Origin of the sequence: Saccharopolyspora soli (genome assembly GCF_022678645.1) — a bacterium.
GTDB lineage: Bacteria > Actinomycetota > Actinomycetes > Mycobacteriales > Pseudonocardiaceae > Saccharopolyspora > Saccharopolyspora soli.
Genome location: NZ_JALBWV010000011.1, coordinates 16,229 through 35,245, shown reverse-complemented (window position 1 = coordinate 35,245; position 19,017 = coordinate 16,229). Strand labels below are relative to the sequence as shown.

Sequence of the window (19,017 nt, the reverse complement as noted above, 5' to 3'; positions counted from 1 at the left end):
CTCCCTGCTCGGTGGATTCGGCGGAAAACGGGTCAGTCCTTCAACGCGCCCGCGGTCAGGCCCGCGATGAACCTCCGCTGCAGACGCACGTAGACGACGATGACCGGCAGCACCGACATGGTCAGCGAGGCCGTCAGCATCGTCCAGTCCGTGGCGTACTGGCCGATGAGGCTGTAGAGGACCGGTTGCAGCGGGAGGTAGGCAGGGGTCTGCAAGAAGGTCTGGGCGAACAGGAACTCGTTCCAGGTCTGCATGAACTGGAAGATGACCACGGTCGCCACGCCGGGTGCGGCCAGCGGCAGCATCACCCGCCAGAAGATGGTGAACTCGCCCGCCCCGTCCACGCGCGCCGCGTCGACCAGCTCGTCGGGCAGCGTCTCGAAGAACGCCCGCATCAGGAACATCGAGAACGGCAACGAGATCCCGACGTAGACCAGCAGCAAGCCCTGCCGGGTGTCCAGCAGGTTGAACGCCTTCAGCTCCAGGAACAGCGGGATGATGATCGCGGTGGCGGGCAGCATGAGCGTCGAGAGCAGCGTCACGTAGATGATCTGCCTGCCTGGGAAGCGCAGCTTCGCGAAGGCGTACCCGCCCAGCGTCGCCAGCGCCACCACCAAAAGGCAGGTGCCGGTGGTGAGCCACATGCTGGTCCAGAAGTGCGACCCGAAGTCCAGTTCGAGCCAGGCGCGTCGGTACGCGTCGAGGGTGAAGCTCTCCGGGATCAGGCTGCCGCCGAAGACCGTGTTCGGCGGCCGCACCGAGGTCAGGACCATCCACAGCAGCGGGGCGGCCGTCACCGCGGACAGCAGCACGAGCATCCCGTAGCCGCCGAGGCGGCCGACGAACAGGCGTCGCTGCTGGCTGGTTGTGTCAACGGACATCGCGGACTCTCCCCAAGCGCAGCTGGACGATCGTGGCGGCCATGGCGAGCACGAAGATCACCATGCTGATCGCGGTGGCGTACCCCAGCGCCGGGACCGCGCCCGCGCTGGAGCCGAACGCCAGGCCGTACAGGTAGGTGCCGAGCACCTCCGAGGCGCGGTTCGGCCCGCCACCGGTCATCACGTAGATCAGGTCGAAGGTCTTGAAGCCGTCGATGAGGTTGAGGGTCACCACCACCGCCGTCACCCTGCGCAGCATCGGCACGGTGACGTGCCGGAATTGCTGCACGGGTGTCGCGCCGTCGATGCGGGCGGCCTCGTAGAGGCCCGTCGGGATGGTCTGCAACCCGGCCAGGAAGATCAGCATGAACAGGCCGAGCACCCGCCACAGCGAGACCAGCACCAGCGCGGGCAGCACGGTGGCCGGATCCGCCAGCCACGCGTGGGCGAGCTCGCCCAATCCCACGGCGCGGAGGAATTCGTTGATCACCCCGACGTTCGGGTCGTACATCAGCTGCCAGAGCACCGCGGTGACCACGAAGGAGATCACCGCGGGGATGAACAACACGGTCCGGAACACCACACCGGCTCGCCAGCCCTTGTTCACCAGCACCGCGACCAACAGCGGCACTACCGTCTGCAGCACCGTGGTCGCCGCGGTGAACAGCACCGTCGTGGCCAGCGCTCGCCAGAACACCGGATCCGCGACCATTTCGGCGAAATTGCCCAGGCCCACGAACTTCGGCACCCCGTAGCCCGACCACTCGGTCAGGCTCAGGTACACCGACCGCACGAACGGTGCGCCCACGAACACGACGAAGAACGCCACGATCGGCAGGACGAACAAGTAGCCCACCGCACCGCGGCGAAGCCGTTGCCCGGCCCGTCCGGTCCGCGACACCGCTGAGGTCACCGGACACCTCCTCCAGCTGTCATCGTCATGTCAGCGACCGGTCCGTTCCACCTCTACCTGGATCGCCCGCGCGGTCTGCTCCGGCGAGGCTTGACCGCCCATCAGCCCGGCGAACGCGTTCGACGCGGCAGCCGAGGAGCCCTTGCCGAACAGGATGTGCGGGGCGCCGTCTCCGTTGACCAGCCACGAGGTCATCTGCTTCAGCACCGGGTCGGCGACCTGCTCGGCGGCCTGCCGGGTCGCGGGCATGCTGGTGGACTGGTTCATGATCCGCGCGTAGCGCTGCGACTCGTAGGCGAAGGTCAGGAACTCCAGCGCGGCCTGCTTGTTCTTGCTGACGGCGCTCACCGCGAGCGCCGCGCCGCACTGGTTGGCGGTCCAATGCCGATGTCCCGGTGCCCACGCCGGAACCGGCATCACCTGGCACCGCTGGACGAATTCCGGTGGCGCGGACTGCTGGAGGTCCTGCGGCACCCAGGACCCGGCGAACAGCATCGCCGCCGCACCGGTGAACAGCATCCGCTGCGCGGCTTCCTCCTGCAGGGCATTGCCGTTCGGTGCGATGGTTTCGGTCTTCAGCAGCGTCTCGACCTTGCGCAACGCCTCGATGACCGGCGGACTGTCCCAACGCGCGCCGCGCCGTCGTTGATCGAGATCGATCACCAGCCGCGGATCGTCGGTGACCTGGGCGATCAACGGCAGGAAGAAGTCGAGCCCGGCCGAACCGGGGTTGTTGCGGACGACCAGCGCCTGCTTGTTCGTCACCGTCCGGATCCGGTTCGCGGTCTCGACCAACTCGTCCCAGGTCTCCGGCACGTCCGCGCCCGCCTGCCGGAAGATCTCCGGGTCGTAGAGCAGTCCGAAGGTCTGCGCCATCCACCCGAGGGCGTACTGCTTGCCGCCGTCGGCGAAGGCTTCGTTGGTGGATGGGAAGAATCCGGACACGAAGTCGGATCCGAGTTCGCCGCGCAGATCCGCGGTCACCCCCGCCTTGCCGTACTCGACCGCGAGCACGTGCGGCCCGAAGATGTCCGGTGGATTACCGGCGGAGACGGTCGCCTGCAGCGCTGGCAGGTACGAGTCGGTGTTGCCGAACAGCCGGTTCTCCACCTCGATGTTGGGATGGGTGCGCTGGAACTCGTCGATCAACTGCGACCATTGCTCGCGCTGCTGCGTGTACCAGGTCCACAGCCGGATCTTCGTCTTCCCGCTCGCCGTGGCGCCGCCCGGCGTATCGCAAGCCGACAGCAGCGGGCCCGCCGCGAGCGCGGCGCTGCCGACGAGCCCGGTGCGGAGCACGTTGCGCCGGGACGTACCCCGCGTGGCAGGACCTGGTGAATCGTTCGGGCTGGCAGGCGTGTTCGGATCCATCGAAACTCCACGGGGGTACTCGATGCGGGCCCCGGTGGAGCTGCGTCATGCGGGACGGGGCTCGACGATCACACGTGGCCGAGAGCTTGACCCCGACACCGCGGAACCGTCAATGAAACATCTCCGTAGCGAATCGCCCCTATTCGGCTTCTCCAGCGCAACCCCAGCGCAACGGCGCCGAAACGCGGGATTCAGAACGGCCGGACGGGCAGCTCCGACCCGACGCCGTTACCGCCTGTCGCGGTGACCTCGCCGGAATCGGTCGCCCACTCGAACCGCGGGCGCGGCAACGACAGCAACGCCGTGCGAACGGCTTCCACGGCCGTCGAACCGGGTTGATCGGCGCGCCACCACAGCGCCACGGTCCGGTGGCAGTGCGCGTCCAGGATCGGCACGCACAGCACGCCGTCGGTGTTGGCCTGCTGCATGGCCAGGCTGTTGGTGATCCCGACGCCCAGGCCGTGGTTGACCATCGACACCAGCGTCTGCGGCTGGTTGGTCTGGAACGCGATGGTCGGGCTCAGACCGGCCTCGGCGAAGGCGTGGTCGGTCTCGAACTGGTGCGATCGCTCGTCCGAACTCTCCCCCAGCGTCACCAACCGCGTGCCGACGATCTGGTTCAGCCAAACGCCTTCGGTCGAAGCGAGCCCGTGGCCGCGCGGGAACATCGCCACCAGCGGCTCCCGCCACAGCGGCGTGCAGGCCAGTCCGCTGTCGCCGACCAGCGGCAGCAGCGGGCGGACGGCGAGGTCGACGTCGCCCCGGCACAGCGCCGCGCCGATGTCGAGCGTCTGCCCCTCCCGCAGCACGAGGTTGAGGTGCGGATGGGTCCGCCACAACTGCCGCACCGCCAGCGGGAACAGGTACGCGCCCGCACTCGGGTAGACGGCGAGGCGGACCTCACCGCGCACCGATCCGGCCTCGCCGGAGGCCGCGTCGACCAGTGCTTCGAACCGGTTCAGGGTCTCCTGGGCGTGCGGCAGCAGTGCGCGTCCCTCGGGCGTCAGCCCCACCGGCTGCACCGTCCGGTCGAACAGCCGAACTCCCAGTGCCTGCTCCAGGTCCGCGATGTGGCTGCTGATCCGGGGCTGCGACCGGTACAGGGCCTTGGCCGCGGCCGAGAAGCCGCCGTGGTGCGCGACGGCGACGAAGCTGACGAGCCATTCGATCCGGTAGTTCTGCACCCTGCTGAAGTCCATCGCACTTCCTCGTTCGACGGGTAGGTGATCGTATGCGCAGCACTACCGCACCGAACAGTGCGCGTGGGCGGACCTCGTGCGGCTCGTTCCGGGAGCGGGTGAGGACGCCAGCACGATCAATCTATTAGTTCAATACGTGAACTAACGAGTCCAATCCGTAGCCGATGAACCGGGTCTCCTCGATGTCATCTGCGATCGCGGCGACCAACGAAAGTCCACCCAGTGCCGCGATAGCTAGCGGAGTAGTTGCGTCGAGAAGCTCCGAAGTATTAGTTTCGACTCCATACTTATTAGGAGGTGGGTGTGCCCGAGCGGGAAACCGGCGAAGTCGGCTGGCGCGGCGCGTCATCAGGCGTCGACCAGACGGCCGTTCGGCGGGCGAACCTCGCTCGGGTGCTCGACGAGATCCGGCGCGCGGGCGTGGCCTCGCGAGCGGAGATCGCCGCGCGCAGCAGGCTGACCAAGGCGACGGTGTCCAACCTCGCGGCTGATCTGCTCGACCGCGGCCTGATCCGGGAGAGCGGGCTTCGCCGGGACGGCGCGGTCGGCCGACCTGGGCGTTCGCTGGAGCTCGACGGCAGCGAGATCACCGCGCTCGGACTTGAGATCAACTCGAAGTACCTGGCCGCACGGGGCACCGACCTCGCCGGTCGGGTCGTCGTGCAGCAGCGCCTCGGATTCGACGCCATGCACGCGAGCCCGGAAAGCACCATCGACCGGCTGGCCAAGCTCGCCCTCGATGCCATCGCGGAACTGGAACGAGCCGAATCCGGGCGAGCGGGCTCGTACCTCGCCGGAATCGCGGTCGCGGTGCCGGGCCTGGTGGACGTCCCGGCCGGGAAGGTGCGCTACGCGCCAAACCTGGAATGGCGCTCCATCCCGATCGCCGAGGCGCTGCGGGACCGGCTCGAACGCACCAGCGCGCCGATCGTGGTGGACAACGAGGCGAACCTGTCCGCGCTGGCGGAGTGGCACTGCACCCCGGACCCCACCGCAGACCTGGTTTACCTCACCGGCGAGGTCGGCATCGGCGCGGGCTTGATCACCGACGGCCGACTGCTGCGCGGATCCAGCGGCTTCAGCGGCGAAATCGGCCACATCCCGGTCGATCCCGAAGGGCAGCCGTGCGGCTGCGGACGCCACGGGTGTCTGGAAACCAAGATCGGTCTGCGCGCCGTGCTCCAAGCTGCGGCACCGGATCTCGCGGCCGACGAGTGCGACCCCCAGGAGCAAGCGCACGCGCTGCTGCAACGCGCCGAGAACGGCGGCCCGCAGGCGCTGGCCGGTTTGGAGGAGGTCGGCCGGTGGCTGGGCATCGGGATCTCCGTGCTGGTCAACCTGCTCAACCCGGATGCCGTGGTGCTGGGCGGCTACCTCGGCACCGTCGCGCCGTACCTGGTCCCGACCGCGATGCGGGAACTCCGGGCGCGGGCCGTCGCCGGGGACGCCGCGGCCTGCCGCATCACCGCCTCCACCTTCGGGTTCACCGCCGCGGTGCGCGGCGCCACCAGCATCGTCATCGAGGAGGTCCTGCAGAACCCGCTGCGCATTCCAGCCAGGGGCGCGGTACCGGCCGCGGCCGACTGACCTGGCCACCCAACGTTTGTCCGCAATGGACAGCAAGGCACGCAAACCAACGAAGTTAGGAGGAATGGTCATGACCGACTACTCCCCGACCCCGGCGGACAAGTTCTCGTTCGGGCTGTGGACGATCGGCTTCCGGGGCCGCGACCCGTTCGGCGAGGCGACCCGAGCAGAACTCGACCCGGTCGAAGCGGTGCACAAGCTCGCCGAGCTGGGCGCGTGGGGCATCACGTTCCACGACGACGACCTGGTTCCCTTCGGTTCCGCCGACGCCGAGCGGACCCGGATCATCTCCCGCTTCCGCGCCGCGCTGGACGAGACCGGCATCGTCGTGCCGATGGTCACCACGAACCTGTTCAGCCACCCGGTGTTCAAGGATGGCGCGTTGACCGCCAACGACCGGGACGTGCGGCGCTTCGCGCTGCGCAAGGTGCTGCGCAACGTCGAGCTGGCCGCCGAGCTCGGCGCGAAGACGTTCGTGGCCTGGGGCGGCCGGGAAGGCGCCGAGACGGACGCCGCCAAGGACGTCCGGGTCGCGCTGGACCGGTACAAGGAAGGCATCGACCTGGTCTGCGAGTACATCCGCGATCGCGGCCACGACCTGCGGCTGGCCCTGGAGCCCAAGCCCAACGAGCCGCGCGGCGACATCCTGCTGCCGACGGTCGGGCACGCGCTGGCGTTCATCGAACGGCTGGAACACCCCGAGATGGTCGGCGTCAACCCCGAGGTCGGGCACGAGCAGATGGCCGGGCTCAACTTCGTGCAGGGCATCGGCCAGGCACTGTGGGCGGGCAAGCTGTTCCACATCGACCTCAACGGCCAGCACGGCATCAAGTACGACCAGGACCTGCGCTTCGGGGCCGGGGACGTGAAGAACGCGTTCTTCCTGGTCGACCTGCTGGAGTCGGCTGGCTACGACGGTCCGCGGCACTTCGACTTCAAGCCGCCGCGCACCGAGGACTACGACGGGGTTTGGGCCTCGGCGGCCGGGTGCATGCGCAACTACCTGATCCTCAAGGAGCGGGCCGCCGCGTTCCGCGCCGATCCGCGGGTCAAGGAGGCGATCGAGGCATCGCGCGTCAACGAGTTGGCCACCCCCACGCTGACCAGCGGCGAAACGGCCGCCGACCTGCTCGCGGACGACAAGTTCGACGTCGAAGCGGCCGCGGCGCGCGGGATGCACTACGAGCGCCTCGACCAGCTCGCCCTGGACCACCTGATGGGCGTCCCGGCTCGGTGAGATCCGCTGCGTGAATTCGGTTCCGCTCACCCGAGGGGCGCGAGTGGAACCGAATTCCTCCAAGTAGTCCGGACATCCGGCCCGGTCGGTGTGCAGCCGACCCGGCCTGTTGATCGCGAAGGAAGGTCCACGATGCTGGTATTGGGCGTCGACTCGTCGACGCAGTCCACCAAGGCCCTGGTCGTCGACGCCGACACCGGTCAGGTCGTCGCCCAGGCCAGGAGTTCGCACCCGGAAGGCACCGAAGTCGACCCCTGGGCCTGGTGGGAGGCCGGGCAGGACGCCATCGGACGCGCGGTGGCGCAAGCGCCGGGCCGGGTCGAGGGCATCGCGGTGGCGGGCCAACAGCACGGCATGGTGGCGCTGGACTCCGCCGGTGAACCGGTGCGGGACGCGTTGCTGTGGAACGACACCCGATCGGCACCGCAGGCGCGTGCCCTGATCGAGCGGCACGGGGCGGACGTGCTGGCCAGCCGGACCGGCCTGGTGCCGGTCGCCAGCTTCACCATCACGAAACTCGCCTGGCTGGCCGAGCACGAGCCGCAGCACGCCGATCGGGTGGACCGGGTGCTGCTCCCGCACGACTGGCTCAACTGGCTGCTCGCCGGACGCCCGGAACGCGCCTGCACCGACCGGGGCGATGCGTCGGGCACCGGCTACTTCAGCCCCGCCACCAGCGACTGGCTGCCGGATCTGCTCAGCGACGCCATGCGCGGCCGGACTCCGCGGTTGCCCGAAATCCTCGGTCCCGCCGAGCAGGCGGGCCACGTGACGCTGCCCGGTCTCGAAGGCGCCGTCCTCGGTGCCGGTACCGGCGACAACATGGCCGGAGCCCTCGGGCTCGCGGCGGGCCCCGGTGATGTCATCGTCTCGCTGGGCACCTCGGGAGCGGTGTCCGCCGTCGCCGAGCAGCCGAGCGTTGACGAAACCGGGATCGTGGCCGGATTCTGCGACGCCACCGGCCGCTACCTGCCGCTGGTGTGCACCCTGAACGCGGCTCGGGTGCTCAGCTCCACCGCGCGCATGCTCGGCACCGACCTGGCTGGCCTCGACCAGCTCGCGCTGCGCGCCGCACCTGGTGCGGGCGGGCTGACGTTGCTGCCCTACCTGGAAGGCGAACGAACCCCCAACCTCCCGGACGCGACCGGCACGCTCGTCGGCTTGACCGGGGCGAACATGACGCCCGAGAACCTGGCCCGAGCCGCGGTCGAGGGGATGCTGTGCGGCATGGCCGACGCCATCCAGGCGTTGCGGGACACCGGCGTGGAGATTCGCCGGGTCCTGCTGATCGGCGGAGCCGCCCAGTCGTCGGCCGTCCAGGCGATCGCCCCGTCGCTGTTCGGCGCGGACGTGGACATCCCGGAGCAAGCGGAATACGTGGCGCTGGGTGCTGCCAAGCAAGCGGCCTGGGCGTTGTCCGGCGCGACCGAACCTCCACAGTGGACACCGCAAGCCACCCGCAACGAGGTGACGGCCGCAGACGAAGGCGCCGAGGTCCGGGCGAGCTACGCGCGGGCACGCCGCCAGATCCACGGGTTCTGACGACCGGAAGATAACCTGGGCGGCGGAGCGCCCGAATTCAGCGAAATTCGGGCGGGGCTGCGCTGGGAAGGAGTTCCAGGTGAAGCGGCCGACGATCATCGACATCGCCCGCGAGGTCGGCGTTTCGAAGGCCGCCGTCTCCTACGCGCTCAACGGTCGGGCCGGGGTTTCGGCGCAGACGCGGGACCGGATCCTCGACGTCGCGGCCGCCATGGGGTGGCGGGCCAACAGCGCGGCCCGCGCGCTGTCCAACGACCGGGCGGCCAGCGTCGGGATCGTGCTCACCCGGTCGCCGGAGGACCTGCGCACCGAGCCGTTCTTCATGCAGATGGTGACCGGTCTGGAGCAAACCCTTTCGGTGCACGGGTTTTCCCTGCAACTCGCGTGGACCGCTGACACCGCGACGGAACTGGCCACCTACCGGCGCTGGTGGGCGGAGCGGCGGGTGGACGGCGTGCTGGCGACCGACCTCCGAGTGTCCGATCCGCGTCCTGCGTTGCTGCGCGAGCTGGGGACGCCAGCGGTGTTCTTCGGCACCGCTGAGCCGATGGCGGGCATCCCAGTGCTTCGGGTCGATGAGAACGATGTCGTCAGCAGCGCGATCGAACACCTTACCGGGCTCGGCCATCGGCGGATCGGACACGTGCAGGGTCCGCCGGAATTGCGGCACACGGTTCGGCGCGAGGAAGTCCTGAACCGCATCGTCCGCGAATCGCCCGGTCTCGCGGTGAGCCACGAACGGGGCGAGTACACCGAAGAGGGCGGCGTGCGCGCCACGCGCCGCCTGCTCGCAACCCCGAATCCCCCGACGGCGATCATCTACGACAACGACGTGATGGCGGTCGCGGCGGTGGTGCACGCCGTGGAACTCGGAATCCGGATTCCCGAAGAGCTTTCGGTGCTGGCGTGGGACGACTCCATGCTGTGCCGCGTGGTGCGTCCCGCGCTGTCGGCCTTCGCGCACGACATCGTCAACGATGCGGCCACCGCTGCGCGAATGCTGCTGGAGCTCGTCGAAACCGGCGTCGCCGACGACGCCGAACTGACGCGGCGTCGACTGGTGCCACGGACGAGCACCGCCGCCGCACCCGTGGGGTGAGCGGAGGCGACCGATCGTAACGACATGATTACGGCAATTTCCCGGTCTTCTGATTAACCGGTTAAGTGCCTAGCTTGAGTCGCGGGCCCAACGACGGGTTCCGTTGACTCGACGAGGAGTCGTTTCGTGTTCAGACGCTCACTCGCGGCGCTGTCGCTGACCGCGGCCCTGGTCGCCAGCGCGCTGACCGGCTGCGCGCCCGCGGCCGAGGACGACAACACGATCACCTATTGGGCGAGCAATCAGGGCAAGAACGCCGAACAGGACATGGCGATCCTCAGCGACGAACTGGCCCAGTTCACCGCCAAGACGGGCATCAAGGTCAACGTCGAGGTCATCTCCTGGTCCGACCTGCTCAACCGGATACTCGGCGCGGCGACCTCCGGCGTGGGCCCGGACGTGGTGAACCTCGGCAACACCTGGGCCGCATCGCTGCAGGCGACCGGCGCTTTCGTGCCGTTCGACGACGCGCTGATGGATCGCTTCGGCGGCCGGGAACGCTTCCTGGACAGCAGCATGAGCTCCACCGGGATGGCAGGCCAGGTGCCGACCTCGCTGCCGCTGTACGGGCTGTCCTACGGCGTGTTCTACAACAAGAAGCTGTTCGCCGAGGCCGGGATCACCGAGCCGCCCAGGACCTGGCAGGAGTTCCTCGACACCGCCAAGCGGCTCACCGATCCGGCGCGCAACCGCTGGGGCCTGACGATCGCCGGCGCCAGCTACACCGAGAACGCGCACTTCGCGTTCATGTTCGGCGGTCAGGAGGGCGCGCACCTCATCGACGCGCAGGGACCCAACTTCGCGTCGCCGGGGGCGGTCGCGGGCGTGCAGCGCTACCTCGACCTGATGGGCGCGGAGCGGGTGGTGGACCCGGACGACGCCGAAGAAGGCACTTCCCCGGGCGCGGCCGAGGACTTCACCGACGGCCAGGCCGCGATGCTGATCGCGCAGAACAGCATCATCCCGACCTTGCAGGACAACGGCATGGCCGACGAGGACTACGGCGCGGTGCCGCTGCCGATGCCCGATCCGCTGCCCAGCGGCGGGCGCGAGGTGCGCAGCCACGTCGCCGGTTCGAACATCGCCGTCTTCGCCGACAGCCCGCGCCGCGAGCAGTCCCTGAAACTGGTCGAATTCCTCACCAGCAAGGAAGTCCAGGCGTCGTTGAACAAGAAGTACGGCACCCTGCCGGTGGTCGAGGACGCCTACGACGATCCGGCCTTCCACACCCCGAAGAACCAGATGTTCAGCGACGTGCTGGCGAACGCGGCCGAAACGATGCCGATGATCCCGAACGAGGCCCAGTTCGAGACGACCGTCGGCGCGGCGATGCGGGACCTGTTCGCCACCATCGCCACCGGGCGCCCGGTGGACGAAGACGACGTGCGAGCGGCATTGGCCGAAGCCGAGCAGAAGATGCGGGGGACCGGGGCATGACCAGCACCGTTACCGCGTCGCGTCCGCGACCGCTGCCCGAAGTGCCGCAGCAGCGCCGGAAGTGGACGCCGAGCAGGCAGGCGCTGCCCTACCTGCTCATCGCTCCCGCGCTGCTGTTCGAGCTGCTCGTGCACCTGGTGCCGATGCTCGGCGGACTGTGGATGAGCGTGCTCGAACTGACCCAGTTCCACCTCCGGGACTGGATCAACGCACCTTTCGCCGGACTGGACAACTTCGGGTTCGCGCTGAACTTCAACAGCGCGGTGGCCGTGGAGCTGCTGCGCTCGTTCGCCATCACGGCGGCCTTCTCGATCGTCACCGTCAGCTTGTGCTGGGTGTTGGGCGTGTTCGCGGCGACGCTGCTGCAACGGGCGTTCCCCGGCCGGGCGGTGCTGCGCGCGCTGTTCCTGGTGCCCTACGCGCTGCCGGTCTACACGGCGGTGATGATCTGGAAGTTCATGCTCGACCGCAGCGACGGCATGGTCAACACCGTGCTGGGCGACCTCGGACTCGGTGGCGGCACCTTCTGGCTGCTAGGCGACAACGCCTTCGGCAGCCTGGTGATCACCGCGGTCTGGCGGTTGTGGCCCTTCGCGTTCCTGGTCCTGATGGCCGGGATGCAGTCGATTCCCGCAGACGTCTACGAGTCGGCCACCGTGGACGGTGCCGGGGTGTGGCAGCAGTTCCGCTCGATCACCCTCCCGATGCTGCGCCCGGTGAACCAGGTGCTGGTGCTGGTGCTCTTCCTGTGGACGTTCAACGACTTCAACGTGCCCTACACGCTGTTCGACCAGTCGGTGCCGTCCTCGGCGAGCGTGCTGTCCATCCACATCTACAACAGTTCCTTCCTCACCTGGAACTTCGGACTGGGATCGGCGATGTCCACACTCCTGTTGCTGTCCCTGCTGGTGATCACCGCGGGATACCTCGCGTTCACGTCGCGGAGGTTGAAGGATGTCTGAGCCGAACTGGTACCGCGCCCTCCGAGTGGTCGGACTGATCTTCCTCACGCTGTTCACCGTGCTGCCGCTGTACGTCATGGTGACCTCGGCGATGAAGCCGCTGTCCGACGTGCAGGACGAGTTCAAGTGGCTGCCGACGAACATCACATTCGAACCGTTCGTCGACATGTGGTCCACGATCTCGCTGGCCGACTACTTCGTGAACAGCGCGGTGGTGTCGCTGGGAGCGGCGGCGCTGTCGCTGGCGATCGCGGTGTTCGCCGCCTACGCGATCAGCCGGTTCAACTTCCGCGGGCGCAACATGTTCCGCATGGTGGTGCTGTCCACCCAGATGTTCCCCGGAATCCTGTTCCTGCTCCCGCTCTACCTGCTCTACGCCACGATCGGCCAGGCGACCGGCATCGTCCTCTACGGCAGTCAACTCGGGCTGATCATCACCTACCTCACGTTCTCGCTGCCCTTCTCGGTCTGGATGCTGGTCGGCTACTTCGACTCCATCCCGAAGGACATGGACGAGGCGGCGTTGATCGACGGAGCGAGTCCGGTGGGCGCACTGCTGCGGGTGGTGCTGCCCGCGGCGAGACCGGGGATCGCCGCGGTGGGCATCTACGCGTTCATGACCGCCTGGGGCGAGACCCTGTTCGCCTCGATCATGACCGACTCGGATTCGCGCACCCTGGCCGTCGGGCTGCGCGAGTACTCCACCCAGACCTCCGTGTACTGGAACGAGGTGATGGCGGCGTCGCTGGTCGTCAGCATCCCGGTGGTCATCGGTTTCCTGCTGCTCCAGCGGTATCTAGTGCGAGGCTTCACCGCAGGCGCGGTCAAGTGAGGCGCGGGTACTTGTTCCACCGGTCGAGAAAGGGCTTGTGATGCGACGAAATTCCGCCAAGGTGACGGTGGCGGGCGAACCGGTCGTCTGGCTCGGCGCCAACTTCTGGTCGCGCACCGGCGGGCCGCTGATGTGGCGGAACTACTCCCCGCAGGTCGTGCGCGACGAGCTCCGGGTGCTCTTCGAGCACGGCTTGCGGCAGACCCGTTCCTTCTTCTACTGGCCCGATTTCATGCCCACGCCGGACACCGTCGACGAATCCAAGGTCGAGCACTTCGCGGATTTCCTGGACGCGCACCGGGAGATCGGGATGTCGTCGATCCCGACCTTCATCGTCGGCCACATGTCGGGCGACAACTGGGATCCCGCATGGCGGGAGGGCCGCGATCTCTACGCGGATGTCTGGCTGGTGGCCAAGCAGGCGTGGTTCGTGCAGCGGATGACCGAGCGGTTCGCCGCGCACCCGGCCGTCGCGGCCTGGCTGATCAGCAACGAGATGCCGATCTACGGTCGGCTCCGGCACGAACCGACGGCGCCGACCGAACAGGTCACCAGCTGGGCGCAGCTGGTGGTGCAGGCTGTTCGGGCGGGTGGCGGGCACCAGCCCGTGTCGCTGGGTGATGGCGCCTGGGGCATCGAGGTCACCGGCACGGACAACGGGTTCTCGGTCCGCGAGACCGGCGCCCTGGTGGACTTCGTCGGCCCGCACGTGTACCGGATCGACAGCGATCCAGTGCGGCAGAACCTCAACGCCGCGTTCATCTGCGAGCTGTCCGCGGTTGCTGGCAAGCCGGTGGTGCTGGAGGAGTTCGGCCTCTCCAGCGACCAGGTCTCGCCGGAGAACGCCGCGCACTACTACCGGCAGACCCTGCACAACTCGCTGCTCGCCGGGTCGACCGGCTGGGTGGCGTGGAACAACACCGACTACGACAACCTGATCGAACAGGGTCCGTACTCGCACCACCCGTTCGAAATGCACTTCGGCATCACCGACAACGCGGGCAACCCTAAGCCGCCGCTGCACGAGCTGGCCGCGTTCGCCGATGTCCTCTCCACTGTGGACTTCGCGCGGTGCGAGCGCACCGACGCGCAGGCGGCTCTGGTGGTGACCGAGTACCTGGAGCGCGGTTACCCGTTCAGCCAGGCCGACGATCGGCCGATCATCTTCGACTCGCTGCGACAGGCGTACGCGGCCACTCGTGAAGCCGACCTGCCGGTCGGGTTCACCAGGGAACGCGATGGCATCGACCCGGACTGCGCGCTTTACCTGCTGCCCTGCGTCAAGCAGATCCAGGGTCCCACCTGGCAGCGGCTGCGCGAACGGGGGACGCAGGGCGCGGTGCTCTACCTGTCCTACACCGCGGGCGAGGTCGGGCACCACCGGCAGCCGTGGATCCCGTACTTCGACGAGACCTTCGGTGTCGAGAAGCAGATCACCTACGGGGTGGTCGACGAGGTGGTGGACGAGGTCGTCGAGTTCACCTTCGTCGCCGATTTCGGTGGCATAGCCGCAGGTGAGGTGTTGCGCTTCCGGGTCGGTGGCAACGAGCACGGCCGGGCGTACCTGCCGGTTCGCCCGCGCGGCGCGACCGTGGTGGCCACCGACGCGCACGGCAGACCCGCCCTGCTCCGCCATTCGACCGGCAGCGGCGAGGCGGTCTTGTGCACGTATCCGATCGAGTACTTCGCCGCGCGGAACGCACGCGTCAATCCGGAGGACACGCACCGGATCTACGCGGCGCTCGCGGAGGTCGCTGGCGTGGCGCGGGCGATCACGGTGGACGATCCGCGGGTGTTCGCCGACACGTTGCAGCACGCGGACGGGCGACGGTTCGCCTGGCTGGTCAGCCAGCACGACCAGGAAGTCACGACCACGCCGACGGCGAAAGGCTGCTCGCTGCACGACGCCAAAACCGGCGAACCCCTCGCCAAGATCACGCTGCCCGCCTACGGCGTCAAGGTCGTCGAGGTGAAGGACCAGACGTGACCGCAGGGGCCTGCTCCGCGCGGTGCGGAGCAGGCCCTCGCTTCAGTTGGTGCGAATCAGCTCCAGGGACCGGTGATGGCGAAGACGTAGCCCGGGGTCTGGATGTTGGCGAACAGGATCCGGCCGTCCTGGCTGAACGTCGGGCCGGTGAACTCGCTGTCGTTGAGCTCGTTGCGCGCCATCGGATATGCCTCGCCGCCCTCGGTAACACCGACGAGGTGACTCAGCCCTTCCCCGTCCTCGGCGAGGATCAGACCGCCGTACGGCGACACGGTGATGTTGTCCGGGCCGTCGTAGTTGGTGTCCTTCTCCGGATCCGGGTTGACGCCGAAGATGGTCTTGAGCTCGATGGTCTCGCTGCGCGGGTCGTAGAACCACACCTGACCGTCGTGCTCGTTGACGCTGCCGTCGTCACTGCGGGCGTAACTCGCGACGAAGTACGCGCCGTCGTTGTCCCAGTAGGCGCCTTCCAGCTTGTGGCTGCGGGTCACCTGCCCCTCTTCGAACTGCTGGCGCACCGACGTGGTCTTCGCGTCCCGGTCCGGCACGTCGACCCAGCTGACCTTGTACTTGGTGCCCGGCTGCGTCGCCTCGGACAGGTCGTTGATGTGCGTGCTGCCCTTGGAGCAGCTCATCGCCTGCAACTGGCCCGCCGTGTCACCGCCGTCGCTGAGCGCCAGCTCCCGCAGCGCGCGCTTGCCGCCCTGGAAGCCCTTCGGCGGGACCCAGCGGAAGTACAGCCCGTTCGGCTCGCCAGCGTCCTCGGTCAGGTAGATCGCGGACGTCTTCGGGTCGACGGCCACGGCTTCGTGCGAATAGCGGCCGAGGAACTTCAGCGGGACCGGGTCCAGGTTGGCGTCGCGGTCGAACGCGTCGACCTCGAACACGTAACCGTGGTCCTTCTGGAAAGCGCCGCCGGCGCGCTGTTCGGTCTCTTCACAGGTCAGCCACGTGCCCCACGGCGTGTGACCGCCCGCGCAGTTCTGCACCGTCCCAGCGAGGCTGACGTACTCGTTCACCCGGTTGCCATCGCCGTCCACGACGATGTTGGTGGTGCCACCGCGCGCACCGGGGTCGTAGGTCAAGCCCGCGTGCGTCGGGACGCCGTAAGGCTCGTCGCCGCCGATCTCGTGGTTGTTCACCAGGACGAAACCCTGCCCGTCGCGGAAGCACGCCGTGCCGTCCGCGTCGCTAGGCGTGAGTTCCCCGGTCTCCAGCTTCGTCACGCCCGCCTGGGCGACGACCTTGTACGCGAATTCGGGCGGCAGCGCCAGCAGACCAGCAGGGTCCGGGACCAGCGCGCCGTAACCCGTCTGGCGAGCGACCTGCGCTGCCGCGCTCGGCGCGGCGATCGCGCTCACGCTGCCACCGACGATGATGCCCAGACTGCCTGCCGCGCTGGAGCGCAGCAGATCACGTCGGGAGAATGCAGAAGCCACGAAAGCCCTCCTTGCTCATTGCCTCGCAGCGATACAACGCTCCCCCGCCTACTCCGTTGGAGCCCGCAGACGACGCGCAGGCGAACGGTGGGCAAACCCTGGGCGAGCAGGTCCTAATTGGCCGGTTTTGATCCGATGCCGGATACACCCGATGCGCGGTGATCCGGCGAGATGCGGTCGGTCAAGGCCGAATGCTGGTACCCGTCACGTCATCGCTCGCCTCCTGACTGTGACGGGTCGGCGTCGTGAGTGCGCAACCGGGCTCCAACCCGGTTCTCCACTCACGACCCCATTCAGGTGAGGAGTGAGGGGCACCCTTCACCAAGTATGTTGGTAAAGGGTGCCCCTCACTCCGTTCTCGTCACCGTGCGGTGCGCTCACGATCCCCTGCGCACGTCGCGGGTCACCACTGGTTGCTGTTGAGCACGCCTTCCAACTGCGCCCGGTCGCGGGCGCCGTCGAACACGAACAGCCGGTACCGCAACCGCAGGGTGTCGCCGTCGGGCAGGACCAGCGGATCGTAGAAGGCCAGCGACGGGTTGACCACCGCGTAGGGCTCGCTGCGCACGAACCAGCGGCCGTCGGCGACCGGATTGTCCGGCGCGCCCTGGAAGAGCAGGGTCGACACGTTGTTGGTGTTGTCGTGCTTTCCGACGAACGCCAGCCAGGGCGCCGCAGTGCCCATCATCTCCGCTGCCGACGAGCCACCGGGCGAAATCACCGCTCCCCCGGTGAAGGAACGCGGGCCGCGCCAGAAGAACCCGCAGTAGCCCGCCAACTCGCGGCCGAACACCGTCGGACTGCCGAACTCCAGCGCCGCACCCCGCACATTGGACAATTCGGTACCGAAGTCGAGCAACCACCCGCCGCGATCGCCGCGGACGTGCGCCACCTCGACCGAGCGCCGCTCCTCGATCCACTTCTCGTCGGCCGCCGTGATCCAGTCGACGCGCTCCACGAAACCGGTGCGCTCCCCCGCGTGGATCGCCACGAACTCCCGGTGGCGCAGCGAACCGACGTTGGGCAGGTCGAGATAACCCGCTCCCGGAGCACCTGGCGTGTAGGTCCCACCGCCCCAGAAGTTCTGCTCCGAGAGGTGCGATGCGGTCATCGCCAATCACTTGTGCCACCGGTGGTCGTGCGGCCGGTTGCCGGTGACGACCTCATCGGCGAACGTGCGCAACGGGTGGAAGTACGGGGCGGGGCATTCGCTGGTCGCGATGTCGTCGCGGTAGGAGTAGCGGAACAGTTCCACGCCGCGCGCCCGCACGCTCAGCGCCGAATTCATCTCGTGCACCACGGAAATCGGGTCCGGCGACGACGCCACCTGCCCGTTGGGTGCCGCGACTTCGGGCCGCGTCATGCGTTCGCTCCTTCGGCATCGGCGGCCGGGGCCCAACCCCGGACTCCGCCGTGCAGGCTGCGGTAGAAGGGGTCGTCCGGGATGAGCTGTTCGCGGCGCACCGGCGCACCGGTGAACGCCGACCGGTACAGCGCCGTGATCAGTTCGAGCGTCTGCCGCGCCGCAGCACCGCTGGCCGGTGGCCGTTTCCCCGCGTCCATCGCCTCCAGGACGAGTGCGAGCTGGGCCGCGTGCGAGCTGCGCACGTCGGTTTCCGGTGTGCGCCAGGACCGCACAACGGCTTCGTCGGTCACGTGGGCGGCCGGTGTGTAGCGCCAGTTGGTGTTCTCGTAGCCGTACAAGTGGGTGAGTTCGACCGTGGCGTCGGTGCAGTCGATGCGGATGTAGCTCTCCTCGCGCGGGGAGAGCACGCTGTTGAGGATCGAAGCCATCGCGCCGTTGCCGAACCGCACCGAGGCCATCGAGACGTCCTCGGTCTCCACGTCGCGGTCCAGCCGACCGGCCATCGCCTGGATTTCCGTCCAGTCGCCGAGCAGCGCCAGCAGCAGGTCCATCTGGTGGATGCCGTGGCCCATCGTGGGGCCGCCGCCCTCGGTCTGCCAGCGTCCGCGCCACGGCACTTCGAAATAGGCGTGATCGCGGTACCAGGTCGTCCGGCACTCCGCGACCAGCGGCCGACCGAGCTGGCCGGTGGAGAGCAGTTGCGCGGCGTGCTGCCCGCCGGAGCCGAACCGGTGCTGGCACACCACGCTCGCGTACGGCCCGCCGTCGCGTTCGGCGGCCTCGATCCGGTCGAATTCCGCCAACGACAGGCAAACCGGCTTCTCCACGAACACCCAGGCACCGGCTTCGAGGCTGCGCACCACCGGCTCGACGTGCGCGAACGGCGGCGTGCAGATGTGCACGAGGTCCGGCTTCTGGGTCTCCAGCATCTCCTCGACCGACGAGTAGCCCGCCTCGATCCCGTTGGCGGCGCGGAACTCCGCCAACCGGTCCGGGTCGGTGTCCACCGCGGCCACCAGGTTGACGCGATCGGCAACCGACCGCAGCGCGGGTACGTGGCTGTGCTGTGCGATTCCGCCCGCACCGATGACGGCGGCACGCAGCTTGCGCGATTCGATCATCTGTCCTTCCCAGGGAGCCGGGCGCCTCGCGAGCCCGGGTTGTC

General features: G+C 68.3%; 14 protein-coding genes and 1 pseudogene. 8 read left to right on the top strand and 7 right to left on the bottom strand.

Translation table 11 applies throughout. The features are described 5' to 3' along the window. Nucleotides 1-32 precede the first annotated feature (32 nt). The 4 genes from MOQ72_RS10495 to MOQ72_RS10480 all read right to left on the bottom strand — a co-directional run bounded on the left by MOQ72_RS10495 (nucleotide 33) and on the right by MOQ72_RS10480 (nucleotide 4,364). Nucleotides 33-881 carry a carbohydrate ABC transporter permease gene (locus MOQ72_RS10495; protein ID WP_242182482.1) on the bottom strand — a complete coding sequence of 283 codons (849 nt, stop codon included), beginning with the start codon at nucleotides 879-881 and terminating at the stop codon, nucleotides 33-35. Then, on the bottom strand, nucleotides 871-1,794 hold the full coding sequence (locus MOQ72_RS10490) for a carbohydrate ABC transporter permease (RefSeq protein ID WP_242182480.1): 924 nt from the start codon (nucleotides 1,792-1,794) through the stop codon (nucleotides 871-873). Before MOQ72_RS10490 ends, MOQ72_RS10495 begins: the two co-directional genes overlap by 11 nt. A gap of 30 nt (nucleotides 1,795-1,824) precedes the next feature. Beyond that, nucleotides 1,825-3,165 (bottom strand): ABC transporter substrate-binding protein, encoded by a 1,341-nt coding sequence (locus MOQ72_RS10485; RefSeq protein WP_242182479.1) that lies wholly within the window; start codon nucleotides 3,163-3,165, stop codon nucleotides 1,825-1,827. 191 nt (nucleotides 3,166-3,356) lie between these two features. Continuing rightward, on the bottom strand, nucleotides 3,357-4,364 hold the full coding sequence (locus tag MOQ72_RS10480) for a LysR family transcriptional regulator (protein WP_242182477.1): 1,008 nt from the start codon (nucleotides 4,362-4,364) through the stop codon (nucleotides 3,357-3,359). A gap of 303 nt (nucleotides 4,365-4,667) precedes the next feature. Between MOQ72_RS10480 and MOQ72_RS10475 the strand changes: the two genes are divergently transcribed. The 8 genes from MOQ72_RS10475 to MOQ72_RS10440 all read left to right on the top strand — a co-directional run bounded on the left by MOQ72_RS10475 (nucleotide 4,668) and on the right by MOQ72_RS10440 (nucleotide 15,047). Then, the gene (locus MOQ72_RS10475; protein ID WP_242182475.1) at nucleotides 4,668-5,951 is read left to right on the top strand and encodes an ROK family transcriptional regulator; all 1,284 of its coding nucleotides are present in this window, start codon (nucleotides 4,668-4,670) and stop codon (nucleotides 5,949-5,951) included. Nucleotides 5,952-6,021: 70 nt separating this feature from the next. Beyond that, on the top strand, nucleotides 6,022-7,188 hold the full coding sequence (gene xylA / locus MOQ72_RS10470) for a xylose isomerase (protein WP_242182473.1): 1,167 nt from the start codon (nucleotides 6,022-6,024) through the stop codon (nucleotides 7,186-7,188). A gap of 132 nt (nucleotides 7,189-7,320) precedes the next feature. Continuing rightward, entirely contained in the window at nucleotides 7,321-8,730 is a 1,410-nt protein-coding gene (gene xylB, locus MOQ72_RS10465) for a xylulokinase (protein ID WP_242182471.1), read from the top strand. A 79-nt stretch (nucleotides 8,731-8,809) separates the two neighbouring features. After that, the gene (locus tag MOQ72_RS10460; protein ID WP_242182468.1) at nucleotides 8,810-9,829 is read left to right on the top strand and encodes a LacI family DNA-binding transcriptional regulator; all 1,020 of its coding nucleotides are present in this window, start codon (nucleotides 8,810-8,812) and stop codon (nucleotides 9,827-9,829) included. Nucleotides 9,830-9,955: 126 nt separating this feature from the next. Beyond that, a complete protein-coding gene (locus tag MOQ72_RS10455; protein ID WP_242182467.1) occupies nucleotides 9,956-11,266 on the top strand; it encodes an ABC transporter substrate-binding protein in 1,311 nt (436 codons plus the stop codon). Then, nucleotides 11,263-12,228, top strand: a complete 966-nt coding sequence (locus MOQ72_RS10450) for a carbohydrate ABC transporter permease (protein WP_242182465.1) — start codon at nucleotides 11,263-11,265, stop codon at nucleotides 12,226-12,228. The genes MOQ72_RS10455 and MOQ72_RS10450 overlap by 4 nt, the downstream gene beginning before the upstream one ends. Further along, a complete protein-coding gene (locus MOQ72_RS10445; RefSeq protein WP_242182462.1) occupies nucleotides 12,221-13,060 on the top strand; it encodes a carbohydrate ABC transporter permease in 840 nt (279 codons plus the stop codon). Before MOQ72_RS10450 ends, MOQ72_RS10445 begins: the two co-directional genes overlap by 8 nt. A 40-nt stretch (nucleotides 13,061-13,100) precedes the next feature. Next, nucleotides 13,101-15,047 (top strand): cellulase family glycosylhydrolase, encoded by a 1,947-nt coding sequence (locus tag MOQ72_RS10440; protein ID WP_242182460.1) that lies wholly within the window; start codon nucleotides 13,101-13,103, stop codon nucleotides 15,045-15,047. Between the two features lie 56 nt (nucleotides 15,048-15,103). Here MOQ72_RS10440 and MOQ72_RS10435 read toward each other — a convergent pair whose 3' ends face one another. The 3 genes and pseudogenes from MOQ72_RS10435 to MOQ72_RS10425 all read right to left on the bottom strand — a co-directional run bounded on the left by MOQ72_RS10435 (nucleotide 15,104) and on the right by MOQ72_RS10425 (nucleotide 18,973). Further along, entirely contained in the window at nucleotides 15,104-16,486 is a 1,383-nt protein-coding gene (locus MOQ72_RS10435) for an alkaline phosphatase PhoX (RefSeq protein ID WP_242182458.1), read from the bottom strand. 403 nt (nucleotides 16,487-16,889) lie between these two features. Then, nucleotides 16,890-17,774 (bottom strand): annotated as a pseudogene (locus tag MOQ72_RS10430) (DUF6807 domain-containing protein). 71 nt (nucleotides 17,775-17,845) lie between these two features. Beyond that, entirely contained in the window at nucleotides 17,846-18,973 is a 1,128-nt protein-coding gene (locus MOQ72_RS10425) for a Gfo/Idh/MocA family protein (protein WP_242182456.1), read from the bottom strand. Between the last annotated feature and the right edge of the window lie 44 nt (nucleotides 18,974-19,017).